The sequence below is a fragment of the Streptomyces sp. MK37H genome (assembly GCF_018035285.1).
GTDB classification, from domain to species: Bacteria; Actinomycetota; Actinomycetes; order Streptomycetales; family Streptomycetaceae; genus Streptomyces; species Streptomyces endocoffeicus.
Genome location: NZ_JAAAYH010000215.1, coordinates 1 through 15300 on the forward strand (window position 1 = coordinate 1; position 15300 = coordinate 15300).

The window sequence follows — 15300 nt, forward strand, 5'->3', positions numbered from 1 at the left end:
CCTACCCCCGGCCCGCAGCACTCCGGACTCCAGTACTCCGGCCCGCAGGATCCCGGCGCGCCCAGCGTCGCCAAGCTGCTGTGGGGCGGCTGGCATCAGCGGCTCGGCGAGCTGGCCGTGCAGGTGAGAGGCGCCGCGGCCGCACTCGGCCCGGCGCGCTGGACCGCCGGCCGGCCGTACGAACTCGACGCCTTCCAGCGTCTCTTCCTCTTCTCCCGCGCCGACACCATCTACGGCGGCTCGGACGAGATCCAGCGCACCATCATCGCCGAGCGCGTACTTCACCTCCCCAAGGAATCACGCCGATGACGAAGACCTACGCGCACTGGATCGGCGGCTCGTGGCGGGCTCCCGGGAACGGGCACTACCCCGTCATCAATCCCGCCACCGAGGAAACCGTCGGCCATGCCCCCGAGGCCGACCCGGCCGATGTGGACGCCGCGGTCCGGGCCGCCCGGGCCGCGTACGACGGCTGGTCGCGCACCGCCCCAAAGGAGCGCGCCGCCGTACTCGACCGGGCCGCCGATCTGCTCGCCGAGCACGCCCCGGACCTGGTGCCCCTCGTCCAGGCGGAGACCGGGGCGACGCTGCGCGTCACCTCGTCCCTCCAGGTGCCCCCGGCGATCGACCGCTTCCGCCGCTATGCGCGCGGCGCCCTCGAACCGGACACCGTGCCGCTGGCCCCGCTGCCCCTGGCCGCCACCCCGCTGGCGCCCGGCGGGCTGATCGGGGCGGCAGCGGTCCGCCGTCCCCTGGGTGTCGTCTGCTGCATCACCTCCTACAACTTCCCTCTCACGAATCTCGCGGGCAAGGTGGCCCCGGCCCTGGCCATGGGCAATACGGTCGTGGCCAAACCCGCGCCGCAAGATCCGCTGTGCTGTCTCGAGCTCGGCCCCCTGCTGAAGGAGGCCGGGCTCCCGGACGGTGCCTTCAATGTCGTCACCGGCTCGCGCGCGGCCGCCGGCGAGGCGCTGGTCGCGCACCCCGGTGTCGACATGGTCAGCTTCACCGGATCCACCGCCGTGGGGAAGAAGATCGCCGAATCCGCGGGGCGGTCGATGAAGCGCACCCTGATGGAACTGGGGGGCAAGGGCGCGGCCATCGTCCTGGGGGACGCCGACGAGCGAGTGATCGCGTCGGCGGTCGGGGCGGTCGGTTCGACCTTCTCCTTTCACAGCGGGCAGATCTGCACGGCGCCGACCCGTGTGCTCGTACATCGATCGCTGTACGAGAAGGTCATCGCCGCACTCACACACTACGCAGAGTCACTGAAGATCGGGGACCCTGTGGATAACTCCACGGTCGTCGGCCCGTTGATCTCCGCCGCGCAGCGCGATCACGTCGAGGCGTATGTCTCCGGCGCCCGTGAGCAGGGCGCCCGGATCGTCGTGGGCGGCGAACGCCCGGCGCTCAAGCCCGGTTTCTATGTCGCTCCCACCTTGATCGCCGACGCCGACCCCGCGATGACCGTCGCGCGCGAGGAGTTGTTCGGCCCGGTCGTCGTGGCCCTGCCCTTCGACGATGAGGACGAGGCGGTGCGGATCGCCGACGCCACCCCCTACGGCCTCTACGACTACGTCTTCAGCGCCGACGCGGGCCGCGCCTGGGCCCTCGCCGCCCGTCTGCGCAGCGGAAACGTCGGCATCAACACCGCCCAGCGCCACCCCGAGACACCGTTCGGCGGCTTCAAGGAAAGCGGAGTCGGCCGCGACGGCGGCTCGTTCGGCCTGCACGCGTACAGCGAACTCCAGTCGCTGGTCTGGGTCGCCTGAGGCACCGGAAGGGTGATGAGGATGAGAGGCGTCATCTTCGACGGCACCGCGCCGCGCGTGGTCGAGGACTTGGAGGTGCGCGACCCCGGCCCGGGCGAGGTGCTGGTGCGCATCGCCGCCGCCGGGCTGTGCCACAGCGATCTGTCGGTCGTCGACGGCACCATCCCCTTCCCGCTCCCGGTGGTCCTCGGCCACGAGGGCGCGGGCGTGGTCGAGGAGGTCGGGCCGGGCGTCACCCATGTCGCGCCCGGCGACCACGTGGCGCTCTCCACCCTCGCCAACTGCGGGACCTGCGCCGACTGTGCCCGCGGCCGCCCCACCATGTGCCGCGCGGCGATCGGCCGTCCGACCCGGCCGTTCCGCCGCGGCGACGAGCGGCTGTACAACTTCGCCTCGAACTCCGCCTTCGCCGAGCGCACCCTCGTCACCGCCGTCCAGGTGGTGCCGGTCCCCGAGGACATTCCACTCGTCCCCGCCGCGCTCATCGGCTGTGCCGTCCTCACCGGCGTCGGCGCCGTGCTCAACCGCGCCAAGGTGGACCGCGGTGAGTCGGTCGTCGTCATCGGCAGCGGCGGCATCGGGCTCAATGTGCTGCAAGGGGCCCGGCTCGCCGGGGCGTCGCCCATCGTCGCCGTGGACTCCAACCCCGCCAAGGAGCCGATGGCCCGGCGGTTCGGCGCGACCCACTTCGTCCCCTCCGCCGACGCCGTACGGGAGCTCCTGCCGACCGGTGCGGACCACGCCTTCGAATGCGTCGGCTCCACCCGGCTCATCCGCCAGGCCGTCGATCTGCTCGACCGGCACGGCCAGGCGGTGCTGCTCGGGGTGCCGCCCGCCGACGCCGAGGCGGCCTTCCGCGTCTCCTCCATGTATCTGGACAAGGCCATCCTGGGCTGCCGCTACGGCTCCTCACGGCCACAGGCCGACATCGCGCTGTACGCCGACCTCTACCGGCAGGGGCGGCTGCTGCTGGACGAACTCGTCAGCAGGACCTACCCCTTGGAGGACTTCGCCAAGGCCGCCGACGACGCCCACCACGGCCGGGTGGCGCGTGCCGTGCTCACCTTCTGAACGGGCGGCGTCCGGTGCGTCTGACGACGAGGGTTGTTCACCCTGCCTTTCCCGTTGCCGTTGCCTCGCTTGTGGGCTCCGCCGGTTACGTTGCCCTGGTGGAACGTTCCCGCCTGGATGGCAGCGGCTCGGCTACGTCAAGAACGCCATGGCGCAGGGGCTGGTCGCGCAGCGGACGCACACCCTGGGGGTGCTCGTCCGCGACGCCGTCCGCCCCTTCTACGGACATCTCCACGCGGCGCTCCAGGGGCGCGCCATCGAAGGCGGCTACAGGGTCGTCACCGCGACCGGTGTACGGGACTTCGCCCTCGACGAGGAGCGCCGCGCCCTGCAGAGACTCCTCTCCCTCAGGGTCGAGGGCCTGGTGGTGTGCAGCGGTCTGCTTCCGGCCCGGGACATCGCCCCCTTCGTCGAACGGGTGCCGACGGTCGTCGCCGGACGGCCGGAGCCGCATCCGGCGATCAACAGCGTCTACTGCGACGAGGAGGACGGCGCGGAGCAGCTCGTTGACCACCTGGTGTCCCTCGGACACCGTCGTCAGCGAACTGGCCGATGGCCCGGAAGCCCCCGCCGACGCGGTGCCCGCGCTGATCGAGGACCGCGAGATCACAGCGATCATGTGCCCCCAGGACGACGCCATGGTCAGTGTCCTGGAACGACTCCGTCGAGCCGGAGTGCGGGTGCCCGACGACATGTCGGTCAGACCATCTCGCTGTTCCGCTTCCACAGCGGCGACTGGAACGCGCAGTGGTGGCGGGACATGACCTGGGTGCACGTCCGCAGTTGGCGGCTCCAGGGCGCCGAGGCGGCCGTGTGAGGGCGCGGGAGTGGCTCCGTGACGGCGAGAGAGCTGCGATGACGGGCTGAGCGGCCGCCTTACGCGCGGGCGTCGGCGCCGGGAACCGTACCGGTCTCGGCGCCCGCGCGGAAGGTACGGCGGTAGGCGGTGGGGGAGACGCCTATGGCCGCCTGGAAGTGCTGGCGCAGGGACGCGGGGGAGCCGAAACCGGCCTCGCGCGTCACCTGGTCCACCGACAGATCGGTGTCCTCCAGGAGATGGCGGGCCCGCTCGACCCGCTGCTGGGTCAGCCACTGGCCCGGGCTGACGCCGACCTCCTCGCGGAAGCGGCGGGTGAACGTCCGTACGCTCATCGACTCCTGGGCGGCCAGCTCCCGCAGCGAGATGGGCCGGTCCAGCCGGCCGAGCGCCCAGGCACGGGCCGCCGTCGTGGTGGCCTGCTGGGGCTCGGGCAGCGGACGCGGGATGTACTGGGCCTGGCCGCCGTCGCGATGGGGTGGCACCACACTGCGCCGGGCCACGTCGTTGGCGACGGCCGTGCCGTGGTCGCGCCGCACCAGATGCAGACACAGGTCGATCCCCGAGGCGACACCGGCCGAGGTGAGCACATCGCCGTCGTCCACGAACAGCACGTTCGGATCGACCTTGACGGTCGGGAAGAGGCGCTGGAAGTGGTCGACGCTGGACCAATGGGTGGTGGCCGGGCGGCCGTCGAGAAGACCGGCGGCGGCCAGCACGAACGAACCGGTGCAGATGGACACCCAGCGCACGCCCGGCCGGGCGTGAGCCAGCGCGGTGCCGAGCGGCTCGGTCATCCGGCCCTCCTCGTGGACCGGGCCGAGTTCGTACGAGGCGGGCACCACGATGGTGTCGGCCTCGGCGAGGGCCTCGGGGCCCTGCTCCACGGCGATCGGGAAGTCGGCGTCCGTGGGCACCAGACCGGGCTCGGGGGTGCAGGTGACCACCTCGTACAGCCGCCGGCGGTCGGCGGAGCGGGCCTTGCCGAAGATCCGGTACGGGATGCCCAGCTCGAAGGGGATCACGCCGGGGAGGGCGAGGACGACGACGCGATGGCGCCCGTCGGCGGATTCGGGCGGGGATGGGGGCGGGGATTGGGACTGGGTTGGGGACACTTCCGGCCTCCCGTCGTCAGGACGTGGCCCGAAAAGGGGCGTGGCCCGATCCTAGCGAATACTGTCCCTCGGGCCACTCGTCCCTGCCGACCCGCTGCCCGATGCTGGTCCGGTGACGCAGACGACCGAGCTCTCCGAAGCCCCCGAACAGGACGAACAGCCGGATCAGCCCGCCCGGCGGGCCCTCCTACGCCTACCGCACCGCGCCTGGGCGGTCGCGGCCATCACCTTTGTGACGATCATCGGCGCGGCCGGATTCGCCTCCCTGCCCGGTTTGCTCATCGATCCGCTCCACGAGGAGTTCGGCTGGTCGCGCGGCACGATCGGGTTCGCGGTCTCCGTCAACCTCGCCCTCTATGGGCTCACCGCTCCCTTCGCCGCCGCCCTGATGGATCGCTTCGGCATCCGTAAGGTCGTGGCGGCCGCGCTCGTCGTCATCGCGGCCGGTGGCGGCCTTACGGTCTTCATGAGCGAGCCCTGGCAGCTCATCCTGTGCTGGGGTGTGCTGGTCGGCCTCGGCAGCGGCTCCATGGCGCTGGCCTTCGCCGCGACCGTGACCAACCGGTGGTTCGTGGCCCGGCGCGGGCTGGTCACCGGCATCCTTACGGCGGGCGGGGCCTCCGGGCAGCTGATCTTTCTCCCGCTGCTCTCCTGGATCGTCGAACGGCACGAATGGCGGCCCGCCGCGATCACTGTCTCGGTCGCCGCGCTGGCGATCGTCCCGCTCGTCTGGCTGCTGCTGCGCGACTACCCCTCGGACGTGGGCCTCGCCGCGTACGGCGCCGACGGGCCGCCCGCCCCGCGGCCCGCACCCCGGCGCGGCGCGGCCCGGCGGGCCGTCAAAGCTCTCGCCTCGGCCTCGCGCACCGGCTCCTTCTGGCTGCTCGCGGGCGCCTTCGCGATCTGCGGTGCCTCCACGAACGGTCTCGTCAAGACCCACTTCGTGCCCGCCGCGCATGACCACGGCATGCCGGTGACGGCCGCCGCGAGCCTGCTCGCCGTCATCGGTGTCTTCGACATCGTGGGGACGGTGGCCTCCGGCTGGTTCACCGACCGCTTCGACGCGCGACGGCTGCTGGCCGTGTACTACGCGCTGCGCGGGCTCTCCCTGATGTTCCTGCCGATCCTGCTGGACGACGCGGTCCATCCGCCGATGCTCTTCTTCATCGTCTTCTACGGTCTCGACTGGGTCGCCACCGTGCCGCCGACGATGGCGCTGTGCCGGGAGCAGTACGGAGAGGACAGCGCGATCGTCTTCGGCTGGGTGCTCGCCGCCCACCAGGTGGGGGCCGGGGTCGTGGCCTTCGTGGGCGGCGCGGCGCGGGACGCCTTCGGCTCGTACGACCTGGTCTGGTACGGCGCGGGGGCGCTGTGCGCGATCGCCGCGCTGATGTCGCTGGTCATCCAGCGTGGCCCGGGCGCGAAGACCGCGTCGGCGACGGTCTAGGGGGACCGGCGGTTCGTGACGCCTGCGGCGGGCTGTTTCCCCTCCCCGCCCCTTCCCACAGCATCGATATGCGGCTCCGCCGCGTGGTGGGGCTCCGCCCCGGACCCCGGCCGGACGACCCGGACGTGCGCGGGCGTCCGCTGCGGCAGCGTGCTGGTGCGGGTATTCACGGCGGCGACGGTCGGCTCGTCGACCCTCGGGGTCCAGGGGCGGAGCCCCTGGCAGCGGGAAGGGGCGGGGAGGGAAAAGACCCGCCGGGGACACCCCGTAAGGCCGCGCGGGCTCACGGAGACGGGCCGTGAGGGCGTAGGGATACGGGCTGTGAGGGCGTACGGATACGGGCCGCGCGGGCTTACGCGAACGGGCCGCGTGGTCTTACGGAAGTGCGCGTGGCCTTAGGGAAGCGCGCGCGGCCTTACGGGAACGCCGTGAACTCCCCGAAGGAGCCGCGGTGGAAGAGCAGCGGCCCGGATCGCGCCGCGGTCTCGTCCGCGCCCAGGGCCCGGACGCGGCCCACCACGACCAGATGGTCGCCGCCCGTGTGCACGGCGTGGATCGCGCAGTCGATCCACGCCGGGACGTCCGCGAGCCGCGGTGAGCCGGTGACCGGGGACGCCTCGTAGCGGACGCCCGCGAACTTGTCGGGGCGCCGGGAGCCGCTGACCGCGAAGGAGCGGCAGAGCTCGCCCTGGTGCGCGCCCAGGACATTGACGCAGAAGACGCCCGCGCGGGCGATGCGCGGCCAGGTCGTGGAGGTGCGGGCCACCATGAAGGCGACCAGCGGCGGGTCCAGCGACAGCGAGGCGAAGGACTGGCAGGCGAAACCGGCCGGTCCGTTCTCGTCGACGGTGGCGATCACGGTGACCCCGCTGGCGAAGTGGCCCAGGACGCGGCGGAATTCGGCCGGGTCGACCGGGGGCCGCTCATCGTCGCGCACACAGCGCAGCTCCGGCGGGGGCAGCGGGTCGACCGGTCGTACGGAGGCGGTCGGCGAGCCGACCGCCCGGAGGTAGCGGACGGCGGTGGCGGCCATACCGGCGTGTCCCATCATGGCCCCGTCCCCCTTTCTCGCTTGCTCGGGTTCCTCGCTTACTCGGGTTCTGCCTTGCTGTCTCGGGTTCCCTGACGGCGCGGTTCTTCAAGGGGCTCAGCGGCCTCAGCGGCCCCGGTACCCGGGCGGCCGGCGCTCGATGAACGCGCGGACGCCCTCCTGAGCGTCGGCCGTGGTCATGTTGATCTCCTGAGCCGCCGCCTCGGCGGCGAACGCGGCCGGGCGGCCGGCCTCCAGGGAGGCGTTCACCAGCGCCTTGGTGAGGGCCAGGGCGCGGGTGGGCCCCGCGGCGAGGCGCTCGGCCCAGGCGCGGGCGGTCTTGGCCAGGTCGTCGTCCGGGACGACCCGGTTGACCAGGCCCAGCCGCTCGGCCTCGGCGGCGGGCAGCGCGTCGCCGAAGAACATCAGCTCCTTCGCGCGCTGCGGGCCGATCAGCCGGGGGAGAAGATACGCACCGCCCCCGTCGGGGACCAGCCCGCGGCGGATGAACACCTCGATGAACACGGCCGATTCGGCGGCCAGCACCAGATCGCAGGCGAGGGCCAGATGGGCGCCGAGCCCGGCCGCGGTGCCGTTGACGGCGGCGATCACCGGCTTCTCGCAGTCGAGGACGGCGGCGATGAGCCGCTGAGCTCCGCCGCGGATCAGCCGGGCGACATCGCCCGCGACGCGTTCCGCCCCGTCCGCTGTGCCGCGCAGATCCGCGCCCGCGCAGAAGCCCTTGCCGGTGGCGGTCAGCACGACGGCCCGGACGGACGGGTCCGCGGAGGCGTGGTCCAGCAGCGAAATCAGGTGTTCTCGCTGGTCAGGAGTGATGGCGTTCATCGCCGCGGGGCGGTTGAGCGTGATCCACGAGACGCCGTTGTCAGTGGTGTGCCGTAGAACGGAGTCACGTGAATCTTCAAGGGGGGAAGAGGTCATGGTAACGCTCCATGCGTCAGCGGCAGATCGCCAGGGCGTCCAGTGCCACGGCACCTTGGCCACGTTCCAGCACCATCAGCGGATTGACGTCCAGTTCGGCGAGGTGGTCCCCGAGCTCCAGGGCCATGCGCTGGACCCGCAGCACGACCTCAACGAGAGCGTCCACATCGGCGGGGGGAGCGCCGCGCACACCGTCGAGGAGGGCGCGGCCGCGCAGTTCGGCGAGCATCGCGCGCGCCTGGTCCTCGCCGAACGGGGGGACGCGTACGGCAGCGTCACGGAGGACCTCGACGAGCACGCCCCCTATACCGACGGTCACGGTCGGCCCGAAGAGGGGGTCCTGGCTCATGCCGACCACCATCTCCACCCCGCGCTCGACCATCTGACAGACCAGCACCCCGTCCAGCTCGACGCCTTCGTAGCGGGCGATGTCGGTGAGCTCCCGATAGGTGTCGCGGACCTGGCTGGCCGAGGTCAGCCCCAGCCGGACCAGCCCCAGCTCGGTCTTGTGGGCGAGCTGCGGCGCGGACGCCTTCATGACCACGGGGTAGCCCACCAGACCCGCGGCGCGGACGGCCGCGGCCGCGCTGGTCACCAGCTGCTCGCGCGGCACCCGGATGCCGTACGCCCGCAGCAGCTGTTTCGCCGCGTGCTCGCTCAGGCGGTCTCCTGGGCGCAGCAGATCGCGCACCTTGCGAAGGGAGGGGGACGGCGTGCGCGGGGCGTCCTCGAACGGGGAGCGGTAGGAGGCGGTGAAGCGGTGGTGCCCCAGATAGGCGCGCACGGCGGTGATGCAGTTGGCGAACGTCCGGAAGGTGGCCACGCGGGAGGAGCCCAGCAGGGTGGTGCGGTAGGCGTCCTCGGTGCCGACCGGCGAGCCCCACACCACGCACACCAGCTTGTCCGTCTGCTCCGCCGCGTCCACCAGGTCCTGCGCCAGCTTGTCGCTCATGGGCGGGAAGGGGCCGGTGATCGGGCAGATCAGTACACCCACGGCGGGGTCGGCGAGGATCGCGTCGATGATCTTGCGCCCGCGCCAGTCGCCGACCGGGTGGCCGCCGTTGTCCACCGGGTTGGCGACGCTGAGATCGCCGGGTATCCACTGGTGGAGCTCGGTCTGCTTCTCGGGAGAGAGAGTGGGCAGGGTGAGGCCCGCCGCGGTGGCGAGGTCGGAGAAGTGGGCCCCGGTGCCCCCGGAGATCGAATACACCACGACGCCCTCGGCGAGCGGCGGGCGGGCGCGGGCGAGCAGCGCCGCCGTGTCCTGAAGCTCGTCCAAGCCGTCCACGCGGATCACGCCGAACTGCCGCATGGCCGCGTCCACCACCGCGTCCGAGCCGGTCAGCTTGCCGGTGTGGGAGGCGGCCGTGCGGGCGCCGGTCTCGGTGCGGCCGACCTTCACGGCGACGACGGGCACCTTGGCGCGGGCGGCCCGGTCGGCGGCGAGGAGGAAGCCGCGGCCGTCCTTCAGCCCCTCCGCGTACAGGGCGATGGCGCCGACCTCGGGCCGGGTGGCGAAGTAGGAGATGAAGTCGGAGGTCTCCAGATCGGCCTCATTGCCGGTCGGGGCCCAGTGGCTGAGCCGGATGCCGAGTTCCTGGAGGGTGAAGACCGGGCGGCCCTGGTGGCCTGACTGGGTGATGAGGGCGATGGCGGGCCCGTCGAGGTCGTCGCGGAACTTCTCGAAGGCGTTGAGGTTGGTGTTGGGGCCGAGCAGCCGCAGCCCGGCGCCGCGGGCCGCGGCGGCCAGCCGGGCCTGCGCGGCGGCACCCTCGGGGCCGGTCTCGGCGAAGCCGGAGGCGAAGACGACGGCGAACCTCGCCTTGCTCCCGTCGAGTTCCCCGATCACCGGGAGCGGGTCGCGGACGAGGAGGACGGCCAGGTCGACGGGTTCGGGCAGCGCGGCCACGGACGGTACGCACGGAATGCCGAAGACGGCGGGACGGGAGGGATGCACGGGGTGCAACCGGGCGCCGACGCGTTCGGCCCAGGCCAGGAGCTGGCGGGTGATACCGGTGTTGGGGCGGCAGTCCGCGTCGGAGGCGCCGATGAGGGCCACCGACTCGGGATGGAAGAAGTGGTCCAGATCGGGGACGGCGGACGTCAGCGGGCGCCCGCTGACGTCCACGTCGTCCACGCCTTCGGCGGTCCCGCCCGCCGCGGGCCTGCTGTGGACATGCACGGCGGGGCCGGGGGTCTGACCGCAGGCGACGGCGCGGGCATGACGGGAGTTGGTGGTCAGGGTGCCGTAGGTCGATCCAAGCATCGGTATCCGCCACTCCTGCTCGTTGGCCAATAACCGGGTAGGTGACCAGGGGATTCGGCGTCGGCCGCCGCAGCGAAACTGACGCCAAGTCACATTACCCAGTAGTCAGGTTACTGAACTGACGGCCTGTCAGGAATGCTCGGGGCGTGGGGAACACGCAGGGTGACGGCGGGGCGGTGGAATCGCGGCCCGCCCCGCCTCGCCGTCATGCCGTCGTGCGGGCGACCGTCTTGGCGATCTTCCGGGCGTCGATGGCCAGCTCGCGCAGCATTCCGCTGATCGGGTTCGTATAGCCCGTGAAGTGCAGTCCCGGCGCGCCCTTCAGGGTTCGCCGACCGTGCGGGAGGGGGCGGCCGCGGTCGTCCAGCACGCCCAGATGGCCGACCAGTTCCTCCAGGCCGCGCCGGTAGCCGGTCGCGGCGATCACCACCTCGGGGCTGATCCGCGAGCCGTCGGCCAGGACCACCTTGTCCAGATCGAAGGAGTCAACCGCCGAGACCACTTCCACTCGTCCCGTCCGCACCGCGTCGACCAGCCCCACGTCCTGGACCGGGATCGCGCCCTCCCGTACGCGGGTGTAGAGCCCGGTGTCGGGCCAGGGCAGGCCGTGCTCGGTCAGATCCGGCATGCTCACCCGGCACATCACCCGCGCCGCCCGGTCCACCGCGCGCCGCGGCAGCCTGCGCACCAGGATGCCGGTCGCCTGTGCGGGCCATCCGGCCGTCGAGCGGCGCAGGATGTGCGGCACGGTGCGGATCGCCAGCCGCACCCGGGCCGCGCCGCCCTCGACCAGATCGACCGCGATCTCGGCGCCGGTGTTGCCGACGCCGACCACCAGGACGTCACGGCCCTCGAAGGGGCGGGCGTTGCGGTAGTGGGCGGCGTGCAGCAGCTCACCGGTGTAGCCGGCGCGGCCGGGCCAGTCCGGCAGCCGTGGGGTGTGGTTGAAGCCCGTCGCGACGACGACCACGGGCGAGGACAGCGCACGGCCGCCCGTGGCGCGCAGCACCCACTCCGCGTCGTCGGACGACCGGTCGATGCGGGAGACCTCGACGCCCGTGACGATATCCAGCCGGTGGTGCTCGACATAGCGCTCCAGGTAGCGCACCACGTCGTCGCGTCCGACCCACCGTCCGTAGGACCGGGGGATCGGCAGCCCGGGAAGCGCGGAGAGCCTGCGCGTGGTGTGCAGATGCAGCCGGTCGTAGTGGTTCCGCCAGGACGCGGCGACCGCGTCGGACTTCTCCAGGACGACGGCGCGGATCCCGCGGTGGCTGAGCGCGGCAGCGGCGGCGAGTCCGCCCGGTCCACCGCCGATCACATAGACGGGTGAGGACTTCTCGGGGGAGCGGTCGGCCATGCGGGTGAGCGTAGTCGGGTATTTGACGGGTTTCTGTCAAACGACCGGTCAAAGTGATTCCGGATGGGTTGCGGAGAGGTCACGGTCGGTCGGCGCCGGACCGTCGTCGCGATGTCCTGTCGGATTTTGTTGCGCCGGTGCGACCCCTTGCGCGGGCCGTGCCCGGCCATGAAACTGACGTACCGTCAGATTCGCGGGGACGGGAGGGGTGGGGAACGGTGCGGACGATCGGGCTCGACGGGGCCGAATGGCTCGCCGTACTGCGCATCGGACTCGGCCTGTGGTGGCTCGAGAGCTGGCGGCACAAGGACAAGAAGGACTGGTTCGAGCGCGGCACCGGTATCGGCTGGGCGGTGGGCGTGGCCGCCAAGCACCGCTGGGCGTTCGTCCGCGGCGGCTTCGACGCGGTGGTCACACCCCGTCCGAAGGTCATGGCGTACGTCGTCGTCTACGCCGAACTCGCCCTCGGCCTCGGGCTGACGCTCGGTTTTCTGACCCCCATCGCCCTGATCGGCGCGATCGTGCTCAATCTGCTCTATTTCCTGCTCATGATCCACGACTGGGCGGAGCAGGGGCAGAACTCGATGATGGTGCTGATCTCCGTGGTCGGGCTCTTCGGCATGAGCTGGCAGACCTGGTCGCTCGACGAGGCATGGGGGCTGTTCCTGTGAGCCCGACGCCGTCCGCGGGCGCTCCGCGCTTCGATCTGCCCGAGATCGACGCCTTCACCCGCCCCTACTGGGACGCCGCCGCCGAGGGCCGGCTGCTGATCCGGCGCTGCGGCGGGTGCGGCCGGACCCATCACTACCCGCGTGAGTTCTGCCCGTACTGCTGGAGCGAGGACGTCGCCTGGGAAGAGGCGAGCGGTGCGGCGTCGCTCTATACGTGGTCCGTGGTGCACCGCAATGACCTGCCGCCGTTCGGCGCCCGCGTCCCGTACACCGCCGCCGTCGTCGACCTCGCCGAGGGGCCGCGGATGATGACCGAGCTCATCGAGGTCCCGGAGAGCGGACCGAGGGTGGGGATGCGGCTCCGGGTGGCGTTCCGGGCGCCGGAGGCCGCCGAGGCGGCCGAGGGGGATGTGCCGGTCGTTCCTGTCTTCCGGCCGGTGCCTGCCTAGTGCCGCGTTACGGCCGTCTTGTTCAACGGTGCACGCCTTACGGTCGTCGCCGAACGGCCGCGTCGCCGTTATGGCCACAGCAGCTCTCGCCGCCAGCCGCCGGGCTCCCCGGGGTCGCGGCGGTAGCGGACCCGTACGTGCCGCCGCCGGGCCTCCTCCTGGTAGAACTCGACCTCGTCGGCCTCCAGGACGTACAGGGTCCAGGTGGGGGCGGTCGCGTCCGGTTCGCGTTCGGCCCGTTCGTACGCCGTCTCGAAGGCCCGTAGCAGCTCCTCGTACGAGCCGAGCACTTCGCTCTGCCGTCCGCTCCCGGCCAGCGCCGCCGCGAGCGCCGCGGGGGACCGGCCGCGCAGATCGGCCGCGCTCTCCTCCCGCCCGGCCTCGCCGACCCGCCCGCTGACGCGCACCTGACGGCCCGACCGCATCCAGTGGAACGCGAGCGAGGCATACGGCCGCTCGGCCAACTCGCGGCCCTTACGGCTGGTGCGATGGGTGCCGAAGTGCCAGCCGCGCTCATCGGCGTCATGCAGCATCACCGTGCGCTGGGACGGACGGCAGTCGGCCCCCGCGGTGGCCAGGGACATGGTGTGCGGTCCGGGTTCCCCCGCCTCGGCGGCCTCGCGCAGCCACCGCCGGAACAGCGGAAGCGGTGCGTCCGGGGCCGTGGCCGGGTCGAAGACGGGCAGTTCGCCCGCATGGGGTACGCGCAGGCCGCGTAGCAGTGCGCGGAATGCCTCAGCCTCATCTTGGTCGTCGCTCATCGGCTCCCCATCCGATCACCCGTGAGGGGCCGGGGCAAGCGAGGGCATGCGTACGGCCGGGGCGGGGCCCGTCAGCCGCGGCCCAGGACCACCGTGCCCGCCGAGCAGAACCAGCCCCCCGTGCCCGACGCCACGGCCAGCTCCGGCAGCCGTCCGCCCGCCTTGCGCACCTGTCGCTCCCCGGCCTCGCCGCGCAGCTGCCGTACCGCCTCGACCAGCAGGAACAGTCCGCGCATCCCCGGGTGGCAGGCGGAGAGGCCGCCGCCGTCGGTGTTGGTCGGCAGCTCGCCGTCCCGTGTCAGCCGCCCCTTCGCCGCGAAGGCCCCGCCCTCGCCCTTGGGGCAGAAGCCGAGGTCCTCCAGCGTCACCAGGGTCATATAGGTGAAGGCGTCATAGAGCTCGGCCACATCGATGTCCGACGGCCGGACGCCCGCCCGCGCGAAGGCCGCCCGCCCCGAGGCCGCGGCCGGGGAGACCGTGAAGTCCTCCCATTCGGACATGGTGGTGTGCGAGACCGCCGTGCCCGAGCCCAGCACCCACACCGGGGGTTTCGCCGTGTCCGGTACGTACTCCTCGGCCGCGAGCAGCACCGCGCAGCCGCCGTCCGAGCGGATGCAGCAGTGCAGCTTGGTGAAGGGGTCGGCGATCATCGGGCCACTCAGGACGTCATCGACCGTGATCGGTTCTCGAAACATCGCGTCCGGATTGTGCCCGGCATTGATGCGTGCCTGAACGGCGATGTCCGCCAGCTGTTCGAGGGTGGTGCCGTACTCATGCATATGGCGGCGCGCGGCCATCGCGTACTTGGCGACCAGCGTATGCCCGTACGGGACCTCGAACTGGAGCGGTCCGCGCGCCCCGAAGGAGAGGTTCGCGGTGCGGCGGCCCGCGCGGATGTCGGCGCGGGCGGTGGAGCCGTAGACGAGCAGAACGGCGCGGGCGTGCCCGGCGGCGATCGCGTCCGCCGCGTGCGCCGCCATGACCTCCCAGGTGGCGCCGCCGACGGCCGTCGAGTCGGTCCAGGCCGGCCGCAGCCCCAGATACTCGACCACCTCGACCGGCGCGAGGGTGCCGAGCCCCGCCGAGGCGAAGCCGTCGACGACCGACCGGTCGAGACGGGAGTCGGCGAGGGCCCGGCGGGCGGCCTGGGCGTGGAGGGCGTAGGGGGTGGCCGTGTCGACGCGGCCGCAGTCGGAGAGGGAGACGCCGACGACGGCGACCTTACGGTTGCGCTGCGCTGCGGGCGGCATGAACCTGACGGTACATCAGATTCGGTGGAGCGGAAGGGGGGCGCCTGCGCGAGCACACCGAGGTCCAGGGGGAAGGGGGTGGTCCGGACGATCTCCCGTATGGCCGTGCTCGCGCTCGAACACAAGCCCCGTCCGGACCACGCGTGAGGCGCCCGGTTACTGCAGGAACTGCCCCACGCAAGCGGCGATCGCCACCAGAAGGCTCAGCACTCCGATCACGACCTGCCACTTGTCCGGGCCGGTCCACCGGGCGTCGCTTGTCTCCTGCGTGCTCCGATCGTCCATTACCCCTCCTCGCTCCTCCGACAGGCCCCGGAGGACAGGGCCACCGCCGGTCCGGTCGCGCTCC

15 protein-coding genes are annotated in these 15300 nt (G+C 72.2%); 7 read left to right on the forward strand and 8 right to left on the reverse strand.

Annotation, left to right across the window (positions count from 1 at the left end; translation table 11 throughout):
• The 4 genes from GWI24_RS26540 to GWI24_RS26555 all read left to right on the forward strand — a co-directional run.
• On the forward strand, positions 1-309 hold a 309-nt coding region (locus tag GWI24_RS26540), incomplete at its 5' end, for an acyl-CoA dehydrogenase family protein (RefSeq protein ID WP_281790598.1).
• On the forward strand, positions 306-1772 hold the full coding sequence (locus GWI24_RS26545; protein ID WP_210948428.1) for an aldehyde dehydrogenase: 1467 nt from the start codon (positions 306-308) through the stop codon (positions 1770-1772). The genes GWI24_RS26540 and GWI24_RS26545, both read left to right, overlap by 4 nt.
• A 21-nt stretch (positions 1773-1793) precedes the next feature.
• The gene (locus GWI24_RS26550; RefSeq protein WP_210948429.1) at positions 1794-2843 is read left to right on the forward strand and encodes a Zn-dependent alcohol dehydrogenase; all 1050 of its coding nucleotides are present in this window, start codon (positions 1794-1796) and stop codon (positions 2841-2843) included.
• A 148-nt stretch (positions 2844-2991) separates the two neighbouring features.
• The gene (locus GWI24_RS26555) at positions 2992-3660 is read left to right on the forward strand and encodes a substrate-binding domain-containing protein (RefSeq protein ID WP_210948430.1); all 669 of its coding nucleotides are present in this window, start codon (positions 2992-2994) and stop codon (positions 3658-3660) included.
• 59 nt (positions 3661-3719) lie between these two features.
• On the opposite strand, the gene GWI24_RS26560 is transcribed toward GWI24_RS26555, so the two are convergent.
• Positions 3720-4775: a GlxA family transcriptional regulator gene (locus tag GWI24_RS26560; RefSeq protein ID WP_210948431.1), complete on the reverse strand. Its 1056-nt coding sequence runs from the start codon at positions 4773-4775 to the stop codon at positions 3720-3722.
• Positions 4776-4887: 112 nt separating this feature from the next.
• Here GWI24_RS26560 and GWI24_RS26565 point away from each other — a divergent pair, with 112 nt between their 5' ends.
• On the forward strand, positions 4888-6222 hold the full coding sequence (locus GWI24_RS26565; protein ID WP_210948432.1) for an MFS transporter: 1335 nt from the start codon (positions 4888-4890) through the stop codon (positions 6220-6222).
• Positions 6223-6637: 415 nt separating this feature from the next.
• On the opposite strand, the gene GWI24_RS26570 is transcribed toward GWI24_RS26565, so the two are convergent.
• The 4 genes from GWI24_RS26570 to GWI24_RS26585 form a co-directional block, all read right to left on the reverse strand.
• Positions 6638-7273, reverse strand: coding sequence for a flavin reductase family protein (locus tag GWI24_RS26570; RefSeq protein ID WP_247616923.1), 636 nt, complete (start codon positions 7271-7273; stop codon positions 6638-6640).
• A 105-nt stretch (positions 7274-7378) separates the two neighbouring features.
• Positions 7379-8194, reverse strand: coding sequence for an enoyl-CoA hydratase/isomerase family protein (locus tag GWI24_RS26575; RefSeq protein ID WP_210948433.1), 816 nt, complete (start codon positions 8192-8194; stop codon positions 7379-7381).
• A gap of 16 nt (positions 8195-8210) precedes the next feature.
• Complete coding sequence (locus tag GWI24_RS26580) at positions 8211-10460, reverse strand: acetate--CoA ligase family protein (protein WP_210948434.1); 2250 nt, start codon at positions 10458-10460, stop codon at positions 8211-8213.
• A gap of 205 nt (positions 10461-10665) precedes the next feature.
• Positions 10666-11820 carry an NAD(P)/FAD-dependent oxidoreductase gene (locus GWI24_RS26585; protein ID WP_210948435.1) on the reverse strand — a complete coding sequence of 385 codons (1155 nt, stop codon included), beginning with the start codon at positions 11818-11820 and terminating at the stop codon, positions 10666-10668.
• Positions 11821-12038: 218 nt separating this feature from the next.
• Between GWI24_RS26585 and GWI24_RS26590 the strand changes: the two genes are divergently transcribed.
• Together GWI24_RS26590 and GWI24_RS26595 are read left to right on the forward strand one after the other, a co-directional pair.
• Entirely contained in the window at positions 12039-12491 is a 453-nt protein-coding gene (locus tag GWI24_RS26590) for a DoxX family protein (RefSeq protein ID WP_210948436.1), read from the forward strand.
• Complete coding sequence (locus tag GWI24_RS26595; protein WP_210948437.1) at positions 12473-12940, forward strand: Zn-ribbon domain-containing OB-fold protein; 468 nt, start codon at positions 12473-12475, stop codon at positions 12938-12940. The genes GWI24_RS26590 and GWI24_RS26595 overlap by 19 nt, the downstream gene beginning before the upstream one ends.
• Before the next feature lie 68 nt (positions 12941-13008).
• On the opposite strand, the gene GWI24_RS26600 is transcribed toward GWI24_RS26595, so the two are convergent.
• From GWI24_RS26600 to GWI24_RS46345, 3 genes are all read right to left on the reverse strand, one after another.
• Complete coding sequence (locus GWI24_RS26600; RefSeq protein WP_210948438.1) at positions 13009-13701, reverse strand: pyridoxal 5'-phosphate synthase; 693 nt, start codon at positions 13699-13701, stop codon at positions 13009-13011.
• Between the two features lie 71 nt (positions 13702-13772).
• A complete protein-coding gene (locus tag GWI24_RS26605; protein WP_210948439.1) occupies positions 13773-14951 on the reverse strand; it encodes an acetyl-CoA acetyltransferase in 1179 nt (392 codons plus the stop codon).
• Between the two features lie 156 nt (positions 14952-15107).
• Complete coding sequence (locus tag GWI24_RS46345) at positions 15108-15236, reverse strand: hypothetical protein (RefSeq protein WP_267950671.1); 129 nt, start codon at positions 15234-15236, stop codon at positions 15108-15110.
• Positions 15237-15300 lie beyond the last annotated feature (64 nt).